Source organism: Streptomyces sp. NBC_00569 (genome assembly GCF_036345255.1).
GTDB lineage: Bacteria > Actinomycetota > Actinomycetes > Streptomycetales > Streptomycetaceae > Streptomyces.
On the sequence record NZ_CP107783.1, the window covers coordinates 1,489,122 to 1,505,314 of the forward strand.

The following is a 16,193-nucleotide window of genomic DNA, read 5'->3' on the forward strand; positions in this document are numbered from 1 at the left end:
GCGGGGCCTCGGGTGTCTCGTCTCATCTGACTGGTCCGCTGCGGCTCAGTTGACGGTGACGGTGTAGGTGATGCGCTCGGGGGGCTGGGAGGGGGTGGCCGCCCCCGTGGTCGGGGTGGCGGAAGGGCCGGTTGTCTCGGGGGGCAGGGTGGAGGTGTTGCCCTGGCAGGTGGTGAAAGTGCAGTGCAGCAGCGTGAACCGGGTGGTCCCCCTGCCCTTGGCCTCGAAGGTGAAGGTGTGCCGGTGGCCGGCGCCGGCCGCCGGCTCGTCGCCGGAGTCCGACCGGTCGCTCTGGCCGAGGCTGACCAGCACCGAGCCGTCGGGCTCGGGGTCGACGAGGTACCAGTACTCGCGCGTGGAGGCGTTCTGGTCGACGGTGAGTGTGAAGCGTTCGCCCGGCTCGGCGGTGATGCTGGTGTCCTTCACCGGGCGGCTCGTCGTGCGGCCCGTGGCGCCCGAGGGGTGGCTCGCGGTGCTCGTGGAACCGCCGTCAGGTTCGTCGGTGCCTGAGCCGCAGCCCGTAGCGAGAGCGAGGAGCGCGGTCGCCGCGATCACGGCACCGCCCCCGCTAGCGCGGAAGATAGACGCTGTACGCATCGGGGAGATCATTGCTGGAAGCCTTGCCCATGTGGCCATTGATGAAGTCGTCCTCGCTGACCCAGGTGGTCGTGCCCCAGGGGTTGTACACCTGGAGCATGTCACCCTCCTGGGCGATGATGGTCATGGCGTGGGCGCCGTCCTTGCCCGAGACGTCGACCGGGACCGGCCGTCCCTGAGCCACCGAATTCTCGACCTGGGTGAGGACCGCCCTGCGGTCGTCGGCGCTGTTCAGGTCCTGGCGCTGGTAGTCAGTGCCTGTGGCGCTGCCGACGGCGGTGTCGTTGATCCGTTCCTGCCCCTCGGGCCCCATGCCGCCCCAGTTCTTGCCGCCGTCGCCTTCGGTGTGCAGCCGGTGCTGTTCGGCCACCAGGCGCTGCTTGAAGGCTTCGGGGTCGTCCTGCTGTCCGTCGGGGCCGCCGGTGAGGTCGAGCGCGTACATGGGGTCGACCATGGCGCGGGACGTGACGGTGGACGAGGCCACGCAGGTGCCCTCGGAGCCGTCGCCGCCCTGGATCCACGACTGCCCGTCGAACGTCACGGAGTCCTTGTTGTTGTTCGCGCCGTCCGACGCCAGGCCCTCGTCGTCCATGCTGTCCTCGGCGGTGACCACCGGAGTGAGGTGCCGGCGCATCCAGTCGGGGTCCTTGCCGTGGATCTTGTCCTGGAACGTCCCTATCTCGGCGACGCTGTGGCCTGCGGCCAGGGCCTTCATCAGGTAGGCCCGCTCCTGCGGGCTGTCCGATTTCGCCAGCATCCGCTCCATGGCCGTCTCGTCGTCGAGGTTCAGCCGGTCCATACGCGTCGACGCGCGTGCCAGGTCGCCGGCCGTGAGAATCTCGTTCAGCTCGGTGTCGGCGCCCGCGACGCCGGTGTCCGCGAGCATCAGTTTGTCGACGGCGGTGAGTTCGCTGGTCTCCATCTTCCCGGCCCGCGCCTCGGCGGCCCACTTGTTCAGGTCCCGGGCCGCGACGCGGGTGGCCTCCTGCGCGTCGGAGACGGCTGCGTGCATCAGGTCGACCGCGTAGGAGCCGAAGTGAGCGGCGTTCTTGCGGTCCCACTCCTCCTCGTCGTTCTCGTGCAGGTCGTCGAAGAAGCCGTCCTTGCCGCCGAGCGTCTTCTTCTGCTCCAGCAGCTGTCCGCGGCCCTGCTCGTCCTTGCGCTGCGCGGCGCCGATCGCGTCGGCCAGCGTCAGCAGCACCGACGCGCAGCCCTGGAACGCCTCGCTCATCTGGGTCACGGACCGCCCGGCGGCGTTCACCACGTCGGAGGCGAGGACGCTCGTGTCGCCGACCCACACCTCCGGAAGACCCTTGCGGCCCACCCGGTCGACCTGGTCGAAGACACTGCCGACCTGGTCGAGCTGACCGCGGTAGAGACTTGCCAGTCCCTCCAGAACGCTCTGGTCGCCACCCGGTTCGGGCACCGAGAGGGCGTCGTCGATCAGGTCGAGGAGGTCGTTCTTGCTTCCGGCGCCGAGGATCTTCTTGGACAGCCCGGCGAGCAACGCGAGGCGGAGGGAAGGGGAGTTGAGGGGGGAGGAGAAGAACGACATCGGCCCGTCCCTCAGTAGCTCGACAGGGCAGAGGCGCGCCCGCCCTGCGTCGATGTGTCGGTGAGGCTGCTCGCGCCGCCGACGGGGACGCTGTCCGCGTGCGTCTTCACCAGGCCGTCGGTGCCGTGGTAGGTCTTCTTGGCCAACTGCACCTTGCCACCGAGCTCGTGCAACGCCGACGCCAGTGTCTTGGCCTCCGCCTCCCACGCCTTGGTGAACGCGTTGAGCGCCGATGCGGCGTCGTCGCCGCCGACATCGTCGTACGAGTAGGTCGTGCGGGACTTGACGGCCGAGCTGACGCCGTCCATGTCCGTGCCGGCGTCGTCGAGTTGCTGGGCCTGGCCGGTCATACCTGCCTTGACCTGGTATCCGTCCGAGCCCACCGCGTCTCCCCCGTATGCATTCGATCGCGACCGCGGGCAGGCTAACACGCACTGTTTATATGAAGGTTCACGCGTCGTCCGCCACGCACACCTCCTCCACATCACCCTCCCCACGGCACACCTGGGCGCTCATCCCGGCCCGGGCGAGGGCGCGGAACAGTGTGTCCCAGCGGGATGGTCGGGCTCACCGCACAGGCGTCGGGCCGGCATCACGGAGGGGACTGCGGACTCCCGGCCGGGCCAGGGATCGGGCTCACGGCTCCGCGAACAGGTCCGGTGGTACTTCCTGCCCCAGCCCGATCTCGGCCCAGATCGTCTTGGCCTGGCGGTCGTAGCGCGTGCCCCACATGGCGGTCAGTTGTGCCACCAGGAAGAGGCCCCGCCCTCCTTCGTCCTCGTCGCCGGCGTGGCGGAGATTCGGGGAGGTGTGTCCCGCGTCCGACACCTCGCAGATCAGTGTGCGGTCGACGTCCCGAAGCAGGCGCAGGGAGACAGGGGGGCGGCCGTATCGGACGGCGTTGGTGACGAGTTCGCTCACGACCAGTTCCGAGACGAACGCGGCATCGTCCAGCCCCCAGTCCTCCAGCTTCTCCCGGACGAGTGCGCGGACTCCGGCCACCTCGGCCGGGTCGGAGGCGACCTGCCAGGACGCCACGCTGTCCTTGGGGAAGGCGTGGACGCGCACCAGCAGCAGCGCGGCATCGTCCTCGGCGGATCCCGGGGCGCACAGGGAGACGATCTCGTCGCACGCTTTCTGTAGGGATCCGGCCGAGGCGTCCAGGGCGCCGCACAGGTCCGCCACTCCCTCGTCCACGTCCCGGCCGCGCGCCTTGACGATCCCGTCGGTGAACAGGGCGAGCACAGTGCCCTCGGCGAACTCGAGCTCCACGCTCTCGAAAGGCAGCCCGCCGACGCCCAGCGGGGGACCTGTGGGCAGGTGGAGCGGTCCAGCCCGCCCGGTGTCTGTCCCACGGCCGGTGGCGACCGGCGGGAGGTGGCCCGCGCTGGCCATGGCGCAGGTGCGGGAGGTGGGGTCGTACACGGCGTACAGGCAGGTCGCCCCGAGCGCCCTGTCCGTCCCCTCGTCGCCCGGCGTCCGGTGTATTCCGACGCGTGCCTGACCCACCAAGTCGTCAAGCCGGGTGAGGAGTTCGTCCGGGGGCAGGTCCAGGGCGGCCAGTGCCCGCACGCTCGTGCGCAGTCGTCCCATGGTGGCGGCGGCGTCCACCCCGTGCCCCACCACGTCACCGACCACCAGCCCGACGCGGGCACCCGACAGCGGAATCACGTCGTACCAGTCGCCCCCGACTCCGAGAGGACCGGTGGTGGGAATGTAGCGGTGCGCGAACTCGACGCCACTCGGTTGCGGTAGTTCTCGCGGGAGGAGGTCGCGCTGCAGTTTCAACGCCGTGGCGTGCTCGCGGACGTAGCGGCGAGCGTTGTCCACGCACACCGCGGTGCGCGACGCCAGTTCTTCGGCGACTGCGCGGTCCTCCTGGGTGAAGGGCGCACGAGGAGGCTCCCGCCGAAGGGTGACCGCGCCGAGCGTGGTGCCGCCCAGGAGCAGGGGCACGGCCAGCAGGCGTTGGCTCGCGGTCGTCGGCCGACTGCCGATGACACCCAGCAGCGCATCACCTTGCATGACGGAGGGGTCGCTCCTGGTGCGCTCCGCCATGAGCCGTAGCCCCTTCGGTGCACCGGAGGCCGAGGACGGGGCCTCATCTCCGGCCAGGACCGACTCCGCGACCTCGATGCGAACCGAGTCGGCGAGGTCCGGAACCACGAGCTCCGCGACCTCTTCCGCCGTCTGCCCGACGTCGAGGGTGGTACCGATCCCGCTGGCTCGGCTGAGCAGCGCCAGGCGAGCCCGTGCCTCGTAACGATCGGTGATGTCGACGGACGCCTCGCAGACACCCAGGGGGTGGCCCGCGTCGTCCTGAAGGCGGAAGTACGAGCACGAGTAGACCCGGTGGTACTCGCAGGTGGCGGGAGTGGGCCCGCGCCAATGGACGTCGAGTACGGCTTCGCCGGTGCGCAGCACTTCCTCCAGTACCTCCTCCATCTCGTGGTAACCCGGAGGGGACAGGATGCTGCCGTGCGGATAGAGCACCCTGTTGGCCCGGCCCTCCCATTCACCGGCGTGCCAGCCCATGACCTGCTGCACGACGTCGTTGGTCCAATTGAGGTGGGCGTCGGGGCCGTAGACGCTGAGCCCCACAGGAGCCTGCGTGAAGAGCCCGGACAGCATCGACTGGTCGGTCACCCACTCCTGGTAGCGGTCGCTCGCCGCCGCCATCACGACCCAGGCGGGGCTCCCCCGGTCCTGCTCCACGGGGAAGACGCGCAGGACCGTCTCCACCAGCGCCCCGTCCGGGCGTCGGACGGTACGCCTCTCGGTCCGGGCGCCCGCGAGGGCCGCAGCCCCCGCCGTCCCGAAGCCTTGCAGCGTGTCACCCCGGGCCCGGACATCTCGCAGAACCTCGCTCGCCGAGCGGCCGAGCACGTCTCGGGTTTCGGCACCGTAGAGGTTTTGGGCCCCAGGGCTCCAGCCAGTCACTCTCCCCTGCGCATCCAGCACGATCATTGCTGCTGTGGTCGTGTCGAAAGGGTTCTGATGACCGGTTTCGCATGATGCGTGCATCGTGGCCATGCGACCTGCCCAGTACCGGAATGTCTGCATTCAAGGCTACGCCTGGGGCCCCGCGGCACATCTTGGCCACAGGCCACGGTGCCGGGATCCGGCCTCCGGACCCGAGGCGTGGCCGACGTGGCCCGCCATGCGTCCGGGCCTTCGGCGGCCTCGGCGTCGGCTTGGCTCGCGAGCTCAGCGCGCACAGTGCGCCGGGACGGGTCGAGGCGGTCTTCCGCGACAGCAAGATCGGCGAGATCGGCGGGGTCCATGAGGGAACCGACGAGATCCGAAGTGGATCACGGCCCGGAACATCTGCGGCACGTAGATCACCGGATGAGCGTGGCATCCAGCGCCTTGCCCACGGCACGGGTAAGAACGCGGGCGTCAGCCCGTCGTCAGGGCGAAGACGAGGACGGTCAGGGCCCAGCACAGGACCACGAGCGCCGCGCCCGCCACGTCGACGCGGACGGTGCGGGTCCGGCCGGGCCGGAGCCAGAAGGCGAGGGCGCGGTTCACGAGGGGCATGAGCAGCCAGCTCAGAATGCTGACGCTCAGTATGTTGCTGAAGAACAGGCCGAGGTATCCGGGGATGCCCAGGACCTGGAATTCATGACCGACGGTCAGATTCAGCACCATGACGGTGGGATAGAGCGCGAGCACGACCGTCATGGACTGTTTCCAGTTGGGCGGGACCTCCTCGCCCTCGTCCGAGCCGAACCGGAACCAGCCGCCGAACGCCGTCCCCACCTTGCGGACGTCATAGGACGCGAAGTATTCGCGCCCCTCCTTCAGCAGGTGCTCCCTGCGGCTGGAGTCCAGCCAGGCATCGAGATGTTCACGGGTGTCGTACCGGAAAACGACCACCCAATGATCCTGGATTCCTTCGACGGGCCGGAAGAATTCGGTTCCCATGAAGCCCGGGAACTTCTCCTGCTCTTTGAGGACCTTGTCCTGCCAGTGCTCGAATTCCTTTGCCCTGCCCGGCCGTACGTCGTGCGAGATGACGGCCGTGACCCCCGCCACCCGGTCGGGCTCGTCGATGCGGCCGCCGGCGAGGACCTCCTGCGTGGGGGCACCGTCCAGCAGCTCACGGCCTTCTGCCAGCAGCTCCCGGCGCGCGGTCGAGTCCAGCCACGCGCTGAGCTGATCCGTGCCGGCGAAGCGGAACACCACGACCCATTCATGGTCCTCGCCCGAGCCGGGGGGATAGGTCTCCGTCCCCTCGAATCCGTCGAAGTCCCGAACGGCCCGGTTCACCTTTTCCTGCCAGCGGTCGTACTCCTCGTCGAAGCCTTCCCGTACCTTCTGGGAGGTCACGACGGTAGCGGTGCCGCTTGCACGGATACCCATACGGCGTAGTCTAGTTCACAGGAATTCAAACGACACTTGATCCACGATGCCCGGGGAATATCCGTCGCACGGCTGTCGCGCGAGAGATCAGTCTCCATGGACCTGAACACCATTACGGAAGTCGTCCGACGCCCGCCGCTCGACCGGCCCGGCGCGGACTGGCGCGAAGGTGATGCGTGGCTTGCGGGTGGCACGTGGCTGTTCTCCGTGGAGCAGCCCGGCCTGCGGCGACTGGTCGACCTGACGGCGCTGCGCTGGGACGCGCTCGTCCCGAGCCACGCGGGACTCGAAATCGGTGCCACGTGCACCATTCGCGATCTCTATTCCTTCGCCTTTCCGGGCGACTGGATCGCGGGCGCTCTTTTCGCGAAAAGCTGCGAAGCCTTCCTTTCCTCGTTCAAGGTATGGAATTCTGCGACCGTCGGCGGAAATATCTGTCTGTCCCTGCCCGCCGGACCCATGATCACGCTGACGGTCGCGCTGGAGGCCCGGTACGAACTGTGGGCCCCTGACGGGACCGTGCGCACCGTCGATGCCCTCGACTTCGTGACGGGCGACCATCAGAACGTTCTCGGCCCCGGGGAAGTCCTGCGGCGCATCGACATTCCGGCCCGTGCTCTGCGGAAACGCGCCACGCACCGCCGCTTCACGCTGACCCGCCTCGGCCGCTCGACGGTGTTCCTCGTCGGTACGCAAACACCGGGCACGAGCGACCTGTTGCTCACCGTCACCGCCGGCACGGCACGGCCTGTGCGCATGACTTTCGACGCCATGCCCGATGCCTCGACCCTGCGGCGGAGCATCGACGCCGTCCCCGCCGGTCTCTGGTTCGCGGATGCCAATGGGACCCCGGACCACCGTCGCCATCTGACGAAGCACTTCGCCGAAGAGATTCGTCGCGAACTGTCGGACGGTGGCCTGCCATGACGTACGTCGTGAACGGCAGGAGCTTCGACGAGGAGCCGGGCCCCGGCCAGTGCCTGCGGACCTTCCTGCGGTCGCTCGGGCACTTCGGCGTCAAGAAGGGGTGCGACGCGGGCGATTGCGGCGCGTGCACGGTGTGGCTCGACGGCTTTCCGGTGCACAGCTGCATCACACCCGCGTTCCGCGCACAGGGCCATGAGGTGACCACGATCGAGGGGCTTGGAGCACCAGGTCAACTGCATCCGGTGCAGCGGCAGTTCCGTGATGCGCCCGGGTTCCAGTGCGGCTTCTGCACCGCAGGGATGATCATGACCTCGGCGACCTTCACCGAGGCACAGAAGGCGGACCTGCCGCGCGCGCTGAAGGGCAACCTCTGCCGCTGCACCGGCTACCGGGCGATCGAGGACGCCGTGAAGGGCGTCATCGGCGTCGAGAGCGCCACGCCGGGAAAGGCAGTCGGGACGAGCGTCGCCGCGCCGGCCGGCGACGAAGTGGTGACCGGGCGTGCCGAGTTCACGATGGACACCGCCGTCGAAGGGCTGCTGCACCTCAAGGTGCTGCACTCGCCGCACGCGCACGCCCGGATCGTGTCGGTCGACAAGTCCGCCGCGCTGGCGGTGCCGGGCGTGCGGCGCGTCTACACCTGGCAGGACGTGCCGCGCAGGCGGTTCTCCACGGCGATCCACACCGACCACCTCGTCGATCCGGACGATACGTACATCCTCGACGACACGGTCCGCTTCGTGGGCCAGCGCGTCGCCGCGGTCGTGGCCGACACGGTCGGCGCGGCGGAGGAGGGCTGCAGGAGGATCGAGGTGGAGTACGAGGAGCTGCCTGCGGTGTTCGACCCGGAGGCCGCCATGGCCGACGGGGCTCCTCAACTGCACCGTACGGACGACGCGTTCGTCCGCGATTGCGTCCACAACATCCTGCTGGAGCTGCACTCGCACATCGGCGATGTCGACGCGGGGTTCGCCGAGGCCGACGTGATCCACGAAGGGACGTACTCCTCGCCCCGCGTTCAGCATGCCCATCTCGAGACCCATGGCTCCATCGCCTGGGTGGAGAACGGCCGGTTGACCGTGCGGACGAGTTCACAGTCGCCGTCGATCGCGAAGGTCAAGCTCGCGCATCTCTTCGCGCTGCGCCCCGACCAGGTCCGCGTGTTCTGCATGCGGGTCGGCGGCGGCTTCGGCGGCAAGCAGGAAGTGATCTCTGAGGATCTGGCGGCGCTCGCCGCCCTGGACACCGGACGGCCCGTCTGCTTCGAGTACACCCGCGAGGAGGAGTTCACGACGGCGTCGCCGCGGCACCCGATGAAGCTGACGGTCAGGCTCGGCGCGAAGGCGGACGGCACGCTCACAGCCTTCCAGGTCCGCAACGTGTCGAACACGGGCGCCTACGGGAACCACGGCGGCGAGACGCTGTACGCGGGCGGCGCGGCCGTCATGATCTACCGCTGCCCGAACAAGAAGTACGACGGGTTCTCCGTCTACACGAACACCGTGCCGAGCGGGGCGCTGCGCGGCTACGGGATGACGCAGCCGGCGTTCGCCGTGGAGTCGGCGATGGACGAACTGGCCCGCGCCCTGCACCTCGACCCGTTCGAACTGCGGCGGCGCAACATCGTGCGGCCGGGCGACCCGCTCGTCGCCCTGCACGACGGCCCCGACGACGTGATGTTCAACGAGGACGGGCTCGGCAAGTGCATCGATCTCGTGGAGCACGCCATGGCCCGTGCCGCCAACGAGCCACCGCACGGCTCCGGTTGGCTCTTGGGGTCCGGGGTCGCGAGTTCCCTGCACGAGACCGCGCCCCCGACCGAGCACCTCTCCGAGGCCTGGGTCACGCTCGGCGACGACCTCGTGTACGAACTGGCCGTCGGCACGGTCGAGTTCGGCGAGGGCACGTCCACCGCGCACGTCCAGATCGCGGCCAACCAACTGGGGACGACGCCTTCGCGCATTCGCCTCGTTCAGTCGGACACAGACCGCACGGGATTCGACACCGGCGCGTTCGCGAGCGCGGGACTCTTCGTGGCGGGCAACGCCGTGCTCCGCGCGGCCAACGCCGTGCGCGACCGCATCCTCGAGTTCGCCGCCGCGCACACGGGTGTCCACGTGGTCATGTGTTCGTTGGGCGACGGGGAAGTCGTCTGCGGGGACCAGCACGTACGGCTGGCCGAACTCGTCGCGCTGGCCCGCGCGCGCGGAATCCGGTTCACCGCCGCACGCAAGGCCTACGGATCGCCCCGAAGCGTCGTGTCCAACACGCAGGGATTCAAGATCGCGGTGCACCAGGTGACGGGCGAGATCCGCATCCTCTACAGCGTGCAGGCCACCGACGCGGCCGTCGTCATCAACCCCGCGCAGGTCCGGGGCCAGGTGGAGGGCGGGGTGGCCCAGGGCATCGGCTTCACGCTCACCGAGAACTACCACGTCGACGCGGGCGGAGCCATGGCCAACCCCAACCTCCGCAACTACCGCATCCCCACCTACGCCGACGTCCCCCGCACGGAACTTCTCCTGGTGAAGTCGGCGGATTCCTTCGGGCCCATGGGGTCGAAGGGGATGGCGGAATGCTGCATCAACCCGGTGGCCCCCGCACTGGCGAACGCGCTCCACGACGCCACCGGCGTCCGCTACCGCGCACTGCCCCTGACGCCGGAGCGGATCTACAGCCGGCTCAGGGAGAACCGGTCGATACGGACGGCCTGAGCCGCGCCCTGATCCAGGAATCGGGTCAGCACCCCGCACCGGCCCATGGACTCGGCGGCAGCATCAGTCCACGAGAAGCCGACGGTCGGGAAGCGTACGTCCCAGGCGGGCCAGCGGGGACAGCGACATCAGCAACGGTGACAGCAGCATCCCCGCCGCCGTCACCGCGAGGCTGGGGCGCAGCCCCCACTCGTCCGCGAGGAATCCGCCGAGCAGGGACCCGAGCGGGGTCAGGCCCATGCCGACGAAGGTGATGGTCGCCGCCGCGCGGCCCTGCATCCCGTCCGGGGTCAATGCCTGCCGGACGCCCATCACCGTGACGTTCACCAGCTGGCCGAAGGTCCCGAACACGAGGCTGACCGCGACGAGGGCGAGAACCGTTCCCGCGGAGGAGCCGTGCAGCACGGGCACGAACAGGAACGCGCCGTCGCCGAGTGCCGCTGCGGACACGAGCACCACGCCGTGCCCGAAGCGGCCCGGCAGGCGGGCTGCCAGCAGCGAGCCGAGGAGCGCGCCCGGCCCCGTGGCCGCGAGCGCGAGACCGACCTCCGTGCCGGACAGGTGCAGCTCGCGCGGCAGGAAGAGCAGATAGACGGTCATCGTCGCCGCCAGCGAGAACTGGAAGGCGGCCGAGGCGAGGCACACGGCCCGCAGCGAGGGGTCACCGACGACGAAGCCGAGGCCCTCGCAGATCCGCCGCCAGACCCGCGGGGGACGCCGCGGGGGCTCTTGCGTGGGCTCCGGGGGACGCTGCGAGTGTTCCTGCCTGGGCTCCGGGTGAGGCTGTGAGCACTCTTGGGTGGGCTCCTGGAGGCGCTGCGATCGCTCTCGCCGCGTGAAGTCCGAGAGACGCTGCGAGAGGTCCCGCGTCGACTCCGAGTGACGCTGCGAGCGCCTTCGCGTGAAGTCCGGCAGACGCGACGGGAGGCCCCGCGTCGGCTTCGGGTGACGTCGTGAGCGCCGTTGCGTGGCCTCGGGGAGCGACTCGCCGCGGCGGATCCGCCGGATCGACAGGCACGACAGCGCGAAGAGGAGAGCGCCGGACACGGCAGCGATCGGTGCCGACAGGAGCGAGACCAGCGCCCCGCCGAGTGCGGGGCCCGCGATCTGGGCGGCGGAGCGGCTGCCCTCCAGCGCGCTGTTGCCCCGCACCAGCTGATCGCGTTCCACGAGCCGTACGAGAGACGACTGGTAGGCCACGTCGAAGAACACGGAGAGGGCCCCGACGGCGAAGCCGGCCACGAGCAGCGCGGGCAGGCCGAGCGCGCCGAGGAGTCCTGCCACGGCGACGGTGCCCAGGGCCAGCGCCCGGCCCACGTCGGCCAGCACCATCACCGTGCGGGTGCGCCATCTGTCCACCCACGCGCCGGCCAGGAGTGAGAGCAGCAGGATCGGCGCCTGTCCCACCGCACGCAGGACGCCGAGCTCACCGGCGCCGGCGTCGAGCGTCAGGACGGCGCAGAGCGGCAGAACCACCAGAGTTGTGTGTTCGCCGAGTTGGGAGACCGTCTGGCCCACCCAGAGTCGGCGGAAGTCGCGGTCCCGCCACAGGCTTGGGGAGGCGGGCCGACCGGAGGTGGATCCGGCGGAGGAATCGGATCCCGCGGAGAGACCGGAGCAACCGGAGGAATCAGAGGACGCGGACGAACCAGCGGAACCAGAGGACGCGGAGGACACAGGAATCCCTTGCGGTGCAGACGACGAGGCCCGCCACCGGGCGCGCACAAGGCGCACCGACGGTTCAGGCAGGAGAGAGCTCGCTGTGCCACACGACAAGGGCAGCACGCGATGACGGGCCGATCACGGCCTGCAGCGTCAAAGCGTGCGCGTACGACCGGGCATGCCTCACTCCTCCGGGGTTGCTCGCCGCCCCGACACTAGCCCGTACCGAAGGAGAGGGACATGGGAAAAATCGTGATCAGCGAGAACGTCTCGCTCGACGGGGTCGTCCAGGACCCGACCGGCGAGGAGGGCTTCAGGCGCGGGGGCTGGTTCGACCGGATGGCGGGCAAGGACCGGCTGGAGTGGACCAAGGTCGAGTTCGACGAGGCGCTCGGCACGGAGGCACTGCTGCTCGGCCGGCGGAGCTACGAGTGGTTCGCGGCCAGGTGGCCGTCCCGGAGCGGCGCGTGGGCGGAGCGGCTGAACGCGCTGCCCAAGTACGTCGTGTCCTCGACCCTCGTCGACCCCGTGTGGAACAACTCGACGGTCCTCGCCGGCGAGGTGGTCACCGAGGTCTCGAAGCTGAAGCGGGAGCTGGACGGGGACATCGTCGTCTATGCCAGCCGCAGGCTCGTGCGCACGCTGCTCGAGCACGGTCTGGCCGACGAGCTGCGGCTGATCGTCCACCCGGTCGTGCTGGGGGCCGGCGAGCGCCTCTTCGGCGAGACGGGTGACGAACTGTCGCTGCGCCTCCTCGACACCCGCACCGTCGGTGACGGCCTCGCGGCGCTCACCTACGGGATCGTCCGGGACGCCGGGCGACACGCGGCATGAACCCGGGTCGCCCCGCGGTGCGCCGCGACTCCTGCACGGTCACGATGGACGAGGCGTCACAGAAGACGGCGTCGCAAAGGGACACCCCCCCTTTGCATAATCATTCTCCGGGATGCATACTCTTCCTATGTCTAAGGTTCTCACCTCCCTTCCCGCCGGCGAGCGCGTCGGCATCGCCTTCTCGGGCGGCCTCGACACCTCCGTCGCGGTCGCGTGGATGCGCGACAAGGGTGCCGTCCCGTGCACCTACACCGCCGACATCGGCCAGTACGACGAGCCCGACATCGCGTCGGTGCCCGGCCGCGCCAAGACCTACGGTGCCGAGATCGCGCGCCTGGTCGACTGCCGTGCGGCACTGGTGGAGGAGGGCCTGGCCGCGCTCGCGTGCGGCGCGTTCCACATCCGCTCGGGCGGCCGTGCCTACTTCAACACGACGCCGCTGGGCCGAGCCGTCACCGGCACCCTGCTGGTACGCGCGATGCTCGAGGACAACGTCCAGATCTGGGGCGACGGCTCGACGTTCAAGGGCAACGACATCGAGCGGTTCTACCGTTACGGCCTGCTGGCCAACCCGCACCTGCGCATCTACAAGCCGTGGCTCGACGCCGACTTCGTGACGGAGCTGGGCGGCCGCAAGGAGATGTCGGAGTGGCTGGTCTCCCACGACCTGCCGTACCGGGACAGCACCGAGAAGGCGTACTCGACCGACGCCAACATCTGGGGCGCCACCCACGAGGCCAAGACGCTGGAGCACCTCGACACCGGCGTGGAGACCGTCCAGCCGATCATGGGCGTGCGGTTCTGGGACCCGTCCGTGGACATCGCCGCCGAGGACGTCACGATCGGCTTCGAGCAGGGCCGCCCGGTGACGATCAACGGCAAGGCGTTCGCCTCCGCGGTCGACCTCGTCATGGAGGCCAACTCCATCGGCGGCCGCCACGGCATGGGCATGTCGGACCAGATCGAGAACCGGATCATCGAGGCGAAGAGCCGCGGCATCTACGAGGCCCCGGGCATGGCACTGCTGCACGCCGCGTACGAGCGCCTCGTGAACGCGATCCACAACGAGGACACCCTCGCCCAGTACCACAACGAGGGCCGGCGCCTCGGGCGGCTCATGTACGAGGGCCGCTGGCTGGACCCGCAGGCCCTGATGGTCCGCGAGTCGCTCCAGCGCTGGGTCGGCTCGGCCGTCACCGGCGAGGTGACGCTGCGGCTGCGGCGCGGTGAGGACTACTCGATCCTCAACACCACGGGCCCGGCGTTCAGCTACCACCCGGACAAGCTCTCGATGGAGCGCACCGAGGACTCGGCGTTCGGCCCGGTGGACCGGATCGGCCAGCTCACCATGCGCAACCTCGACATCGCCGACTCGCGCGCCCGCCTCGAGCAGTACGCGGGCCTCGGCATCGTCGGCACGACGCACCCCGAGCTGATCGGCGCCGCGCAGGCGGCGGCGACGGGCCTGATCGGCGCGATGCCGGAGGGCGGCGCCGAGGTCATCGCCTCCCGCGGTGAGGTCTCCGAGGACGACGAGCTCCTCGACCGCGCCGCGATGGAGTCCGGCACCGACTAGCCCCGACGGGCAGGACGTGACGAGGAGGAGGGGGTGGCCGCTGCGGCCACCCCCTCCTCCTCGCTCTGTTCCAGGCGGCTAAGCGGCTTCCACCACGTCCGCCGGGTTCGCGAACTGTGTGCGGTACAGCTCCGCGTACCGGCCGTCCTCGGCGAGGAGCGTCTCGTGGGTGCCGCGCTCCACGATGTGGCCGTCCTCGACCACCAGGATCTGGTCGGCGGACCTGATCGTGGACAGGCGGTGGGCGATCACGACGGCGGTACGGCCTTCGAGCGCCTCCGCGAGCGCTTCCTGCACGGCCGCCTCGGACGTGTTGTCCAGGTGGGCGGTCGCCTCGTCGAGGATGACGACGCGCTGCCGGGCGAGGAGCAGGCGGGCGATCGTCATGCGCTGGCGTTCGCCGCCGGAGAGGCGGTAGCCGCGCTCGCCGACGACGGTGTCGAGGCCGTCGGGCAGGGAGTGCACCAGGTCCTCCAGGCGGGCGCGGCGCAGCACGTCCCACAGGTCGTCCTCGCTCGCTCCGGGCCTGGCCAGGAGGAGGTTGGCGCGGACACTGTCGTGGAAGAGGTGACCGTCCTGCGTGACCATGCCGAGGGTCTCACGCAGGGATACGGCGGTCAGGTCACGGACGTCGACCCCGCCGATGCGTACGGCGCCCTCGTCGGTGTCGTAGAGGCGGGGCATGAGCTGGGCGACGGTCGACTTGCCCGCGCCGGAGGTGCCGACGAGAGCGACGGTCTGGCCGGGTTCGGCGCGGAACGAGATGCCGTGCAGGACCTCGGCGCCCCCGCGGGTGTCGAGCGAGGCGACCTCTTCGAGGGAGGCGAGGGAGACCTTGTCGGCGGACGGGTAGCCGAAGCGGACGTCCTCGAACTCCACGGCGACCGGCCCCTCGGGAACCTCTCGGGCGTCCGGCTTCTCGTCGATCAGAGGCTTGAGGTCAAGCACCTCGAAGACGCGCTCGAAGCTGACGAGGGCGCTCATGACCTCGACGCGCGCGCCGGCCAGGGAGGTCAGCGGCGCGTAGAGGCGGGTGAGAAGCAGGGCGAGGGAGACGACAGCGCCCGCGTCGAGGGTGCCCTCGATGGCGAAGTAGCCGCCCAGGCCGTAGACGAGCGCGAGGGCGAGGGCCGAGACGAGGGTGAGCGCGGTGATGAACGCGGACTGCGCCATGGCCGTGCGGACGCCGATGTCCCGTACGCGGGACGCGCGGGCGGCGAACTCGGCGGACTCGTCGCCGGGCCGGCCGAACAGCTTGATCAGCGTGGCGCCGGGCGCCGAGAAGCGCTCGGTCATCCGGGTTCCCATGGCCGCGTTGTGCCCGGCCGCCTCGCGCTGGAGCCGGGCCATCCGCGTACCCATGCGCCGCGCGGGCACCACGAACAGCGGCAGGAGCACGAGTGCGAGGAGCGTGATCTGCCAGGACAGCGTGAGCATGACGGCAAGGGTGAGGAGCAGGGTCACGACATTGCCGACCACACCGGAGAGCGTGTTGCTGAACGCTCTCTGCGCGCCGATCACATCGTTGTTGAGACGGCTGACGAGGGCGCCGGTGCGGGTCCTCGTGAAGAAGGCGACGGGCATGCGCTGCACGTGGTCGAAGACCGCGGTGCGCAGGTCGAGGATCAGGCCCTCGCCGAGGTTGGCCGAGAGCCAGCGGGCGACGAGGCCGAGGCCCGCCTCCGCGAGGGCGATCACGGCGATGAGGAGGGCGAGGCGGACGACGGTGCCCTCGTCCTTGCCGGCGACGATGGTGTTGACGACGTGCCCCGCGAGGACGGGGGTCGCCACGGCGGTCAGCGCGGTGACCACGCTCAGGACGACGAACTGGGCGATCCGGCGCCGGTGCGGACGCGCGAAGGCGGCGATGCGGCGGAGGGTGGCGGGGGCGAAAGGTCGGGTGTCCTGCTGGGCGTTCATGACGCTGTGCAGCTGCGTCCACGCCGTGGTCTCCATGCTCATG

The 16,193-nt window shown here is 69.9% G+C and carries 11 protein-coding genes; 4 read left to right on the forward strand and 7 right to left on the reverse strand.

Annotated elements, in window-relative coordinates; genetic code table 11:
* Positions 1–45 precede the first annotated feature (45 nt).
* The 5 genes from OHO83_RS06970 to OHO83_RS06990 form a co-directional block, all read right to left on the reverse strand.
* The gene (locus tag OHO83_RS06970) at positions 46–597 is read right to left on the reverse strand and encodes a protease inhibitor I42 family protein (protein WP_266677807.1); all 552 of its coding nucleotides are present in this window, start codon (positions 595–597) and stop codon (positions 46–48) included.
* Positions 569–2,152, reverse strand: coding sequence for a peptidoglycan-binding protein (locus OHO83_RS06975; protein ID WP_330278890.1), 1,584 nt, complete (start codon positions 2,150–2,152; stop codon positions 569–571). Before OHO83_RS06975 ends, OHO83_RS06970 begins: the two co-directional genes overlap by 29 nt.
* Before the next feature lie 11 nt (positions 2,153–2,163).
* Positions 2,164–2,535 carry a hypothetical protein gene (locus tag OHO83_RS06980; RefSeq protein WP_266677803.1) on the reverse strand — a complete coding sequence of 124 codons (372 nt, stop codon included), beginning with the start codon at positions 2,533–2,535 and terminating at the stop codon, positions 2,164–2,166.
* Between the two features lie 253 nt (positions 2,536–2,788).
* A complete protein-coding gene (locus OHO83_RS06985) occupies positions 2,789–5,215 on the reverse strand; it encodes an ATP-binding SpoIIE family protein phosphatase (RefSeq protein ID WP_405634101.1) in 2,427 nt (808 codons plus the stop codon).
* A gap of 336 nt (positions 5,216–5,551) precedes the next feature.
* Positions 5,552–6,517, reverse strand: a complete 966-nt coding sequence (locus tag OHO83_RS06990) for an antibiotic biosynthesis monooxygenase (RefSeq protein ID WP_330278892.1) — start codon at positions 6,515–6,517, stop codon at positions 5,552–5,554.
* A 96-nt stretch (positions 6,518–6,613) separates the two neighbouring features.
* On the opposite strand from OHO83_RS06990, the gene OHO83_RS06995 reads away from it, so the two are divergent.
* Both OHO83_RS06995 and OHO83_RS07000 read left to right on the forward strand, forming a co-directional pair.
* Positions 6,614–7,444: an FAD binding domain-containing protein gene (locus tag OHO83_RS06995; RefSeq protein WP_266677797.1), complete on the forward strand. Its 831-nt coding sequence runs from the start codon at positions 6,614–6,616 to the stop codon at positions 7,442–7,444.
* The gene (locus tag OHO83_RS07000) at positions 7,441–10,158 is read left to right on the forward strand and encodes a molybdopterin-dependent oxidoreductase (RefSeq protein ID WP_330278893.1); all 2,718 of its coding nucleotides are present in this window, start codon (positions 7,441–7,443) and stop codon (positions 10,156–10,158) included. The genes OHO83_RS06995 and OHO83_RS07000 overlap by 4 nt, the downstream gene beginning before the upstream one ends.
* 63 nt (positions 10,159–10,221) lie before the next feature.
* Here OHO83_RS07000 and OHO83_RS07005 read toward each other — a convergent pair whose 3' ends face one another.
* A complete protein-coding gene (locus OHO83_RS07005; RefSeq protein ID WP_330280724.1) occupies positions 10,222–11,709 on the reverse strand; it encodes an MFS transporter in 1,488 nt (495 codons plus the stop codon).
* A gap of 351 nt (positions 11,710–12,060) precedes the next feature.
* Here OHO83_RS07005 and OHO83_RS07010 point away from each other — a divergent pair, with 351 nt between their 5' ends.
* Together OHO83_RS07010 and argG are read left to right on the forward strand one after the other, a co-directional pair.
* Positions 12,061–12,654, forward strand: coding sequence for a dihydrofolate reductase family protein (locus OHO83_RS07010; RefSeq protein ID WP_266677793.1), 594 nt, complete (start codon positions 12,061–12,063; stop codon positions 12,652–12,654).
* A gap of 127 nt (positions 12,655–12,781) precedes the next feature.
* Entirely contained in the window at positions 12,782–14,230 is a 1,449-nt protein-coding gene (gene argG / locus OHO83_RS07015) for an argininosuccinate synthase (RefSeq protein WP_266677791.1), read from the forward strand.
* Positions 14,231–14,308: 78 nt separating this feature from the next.
* Here argG and OHO83_RS07020 read toward each other — a convergent pair whose 3' ends face one another.
* Positions 14,309–16,192, reverse strand: a complete 1,884-nt coding sequence (locus tag OHO83_RS07020) for an ABC transporter ATP-binding protein (RefSeq protein ID WP_266677789.1) — start codon at positions 16,190–16,192, stop codon at positions 14,309–14,311.
* Between the last annotated feature and the right edge of the window lies 1 nt (position 16,193).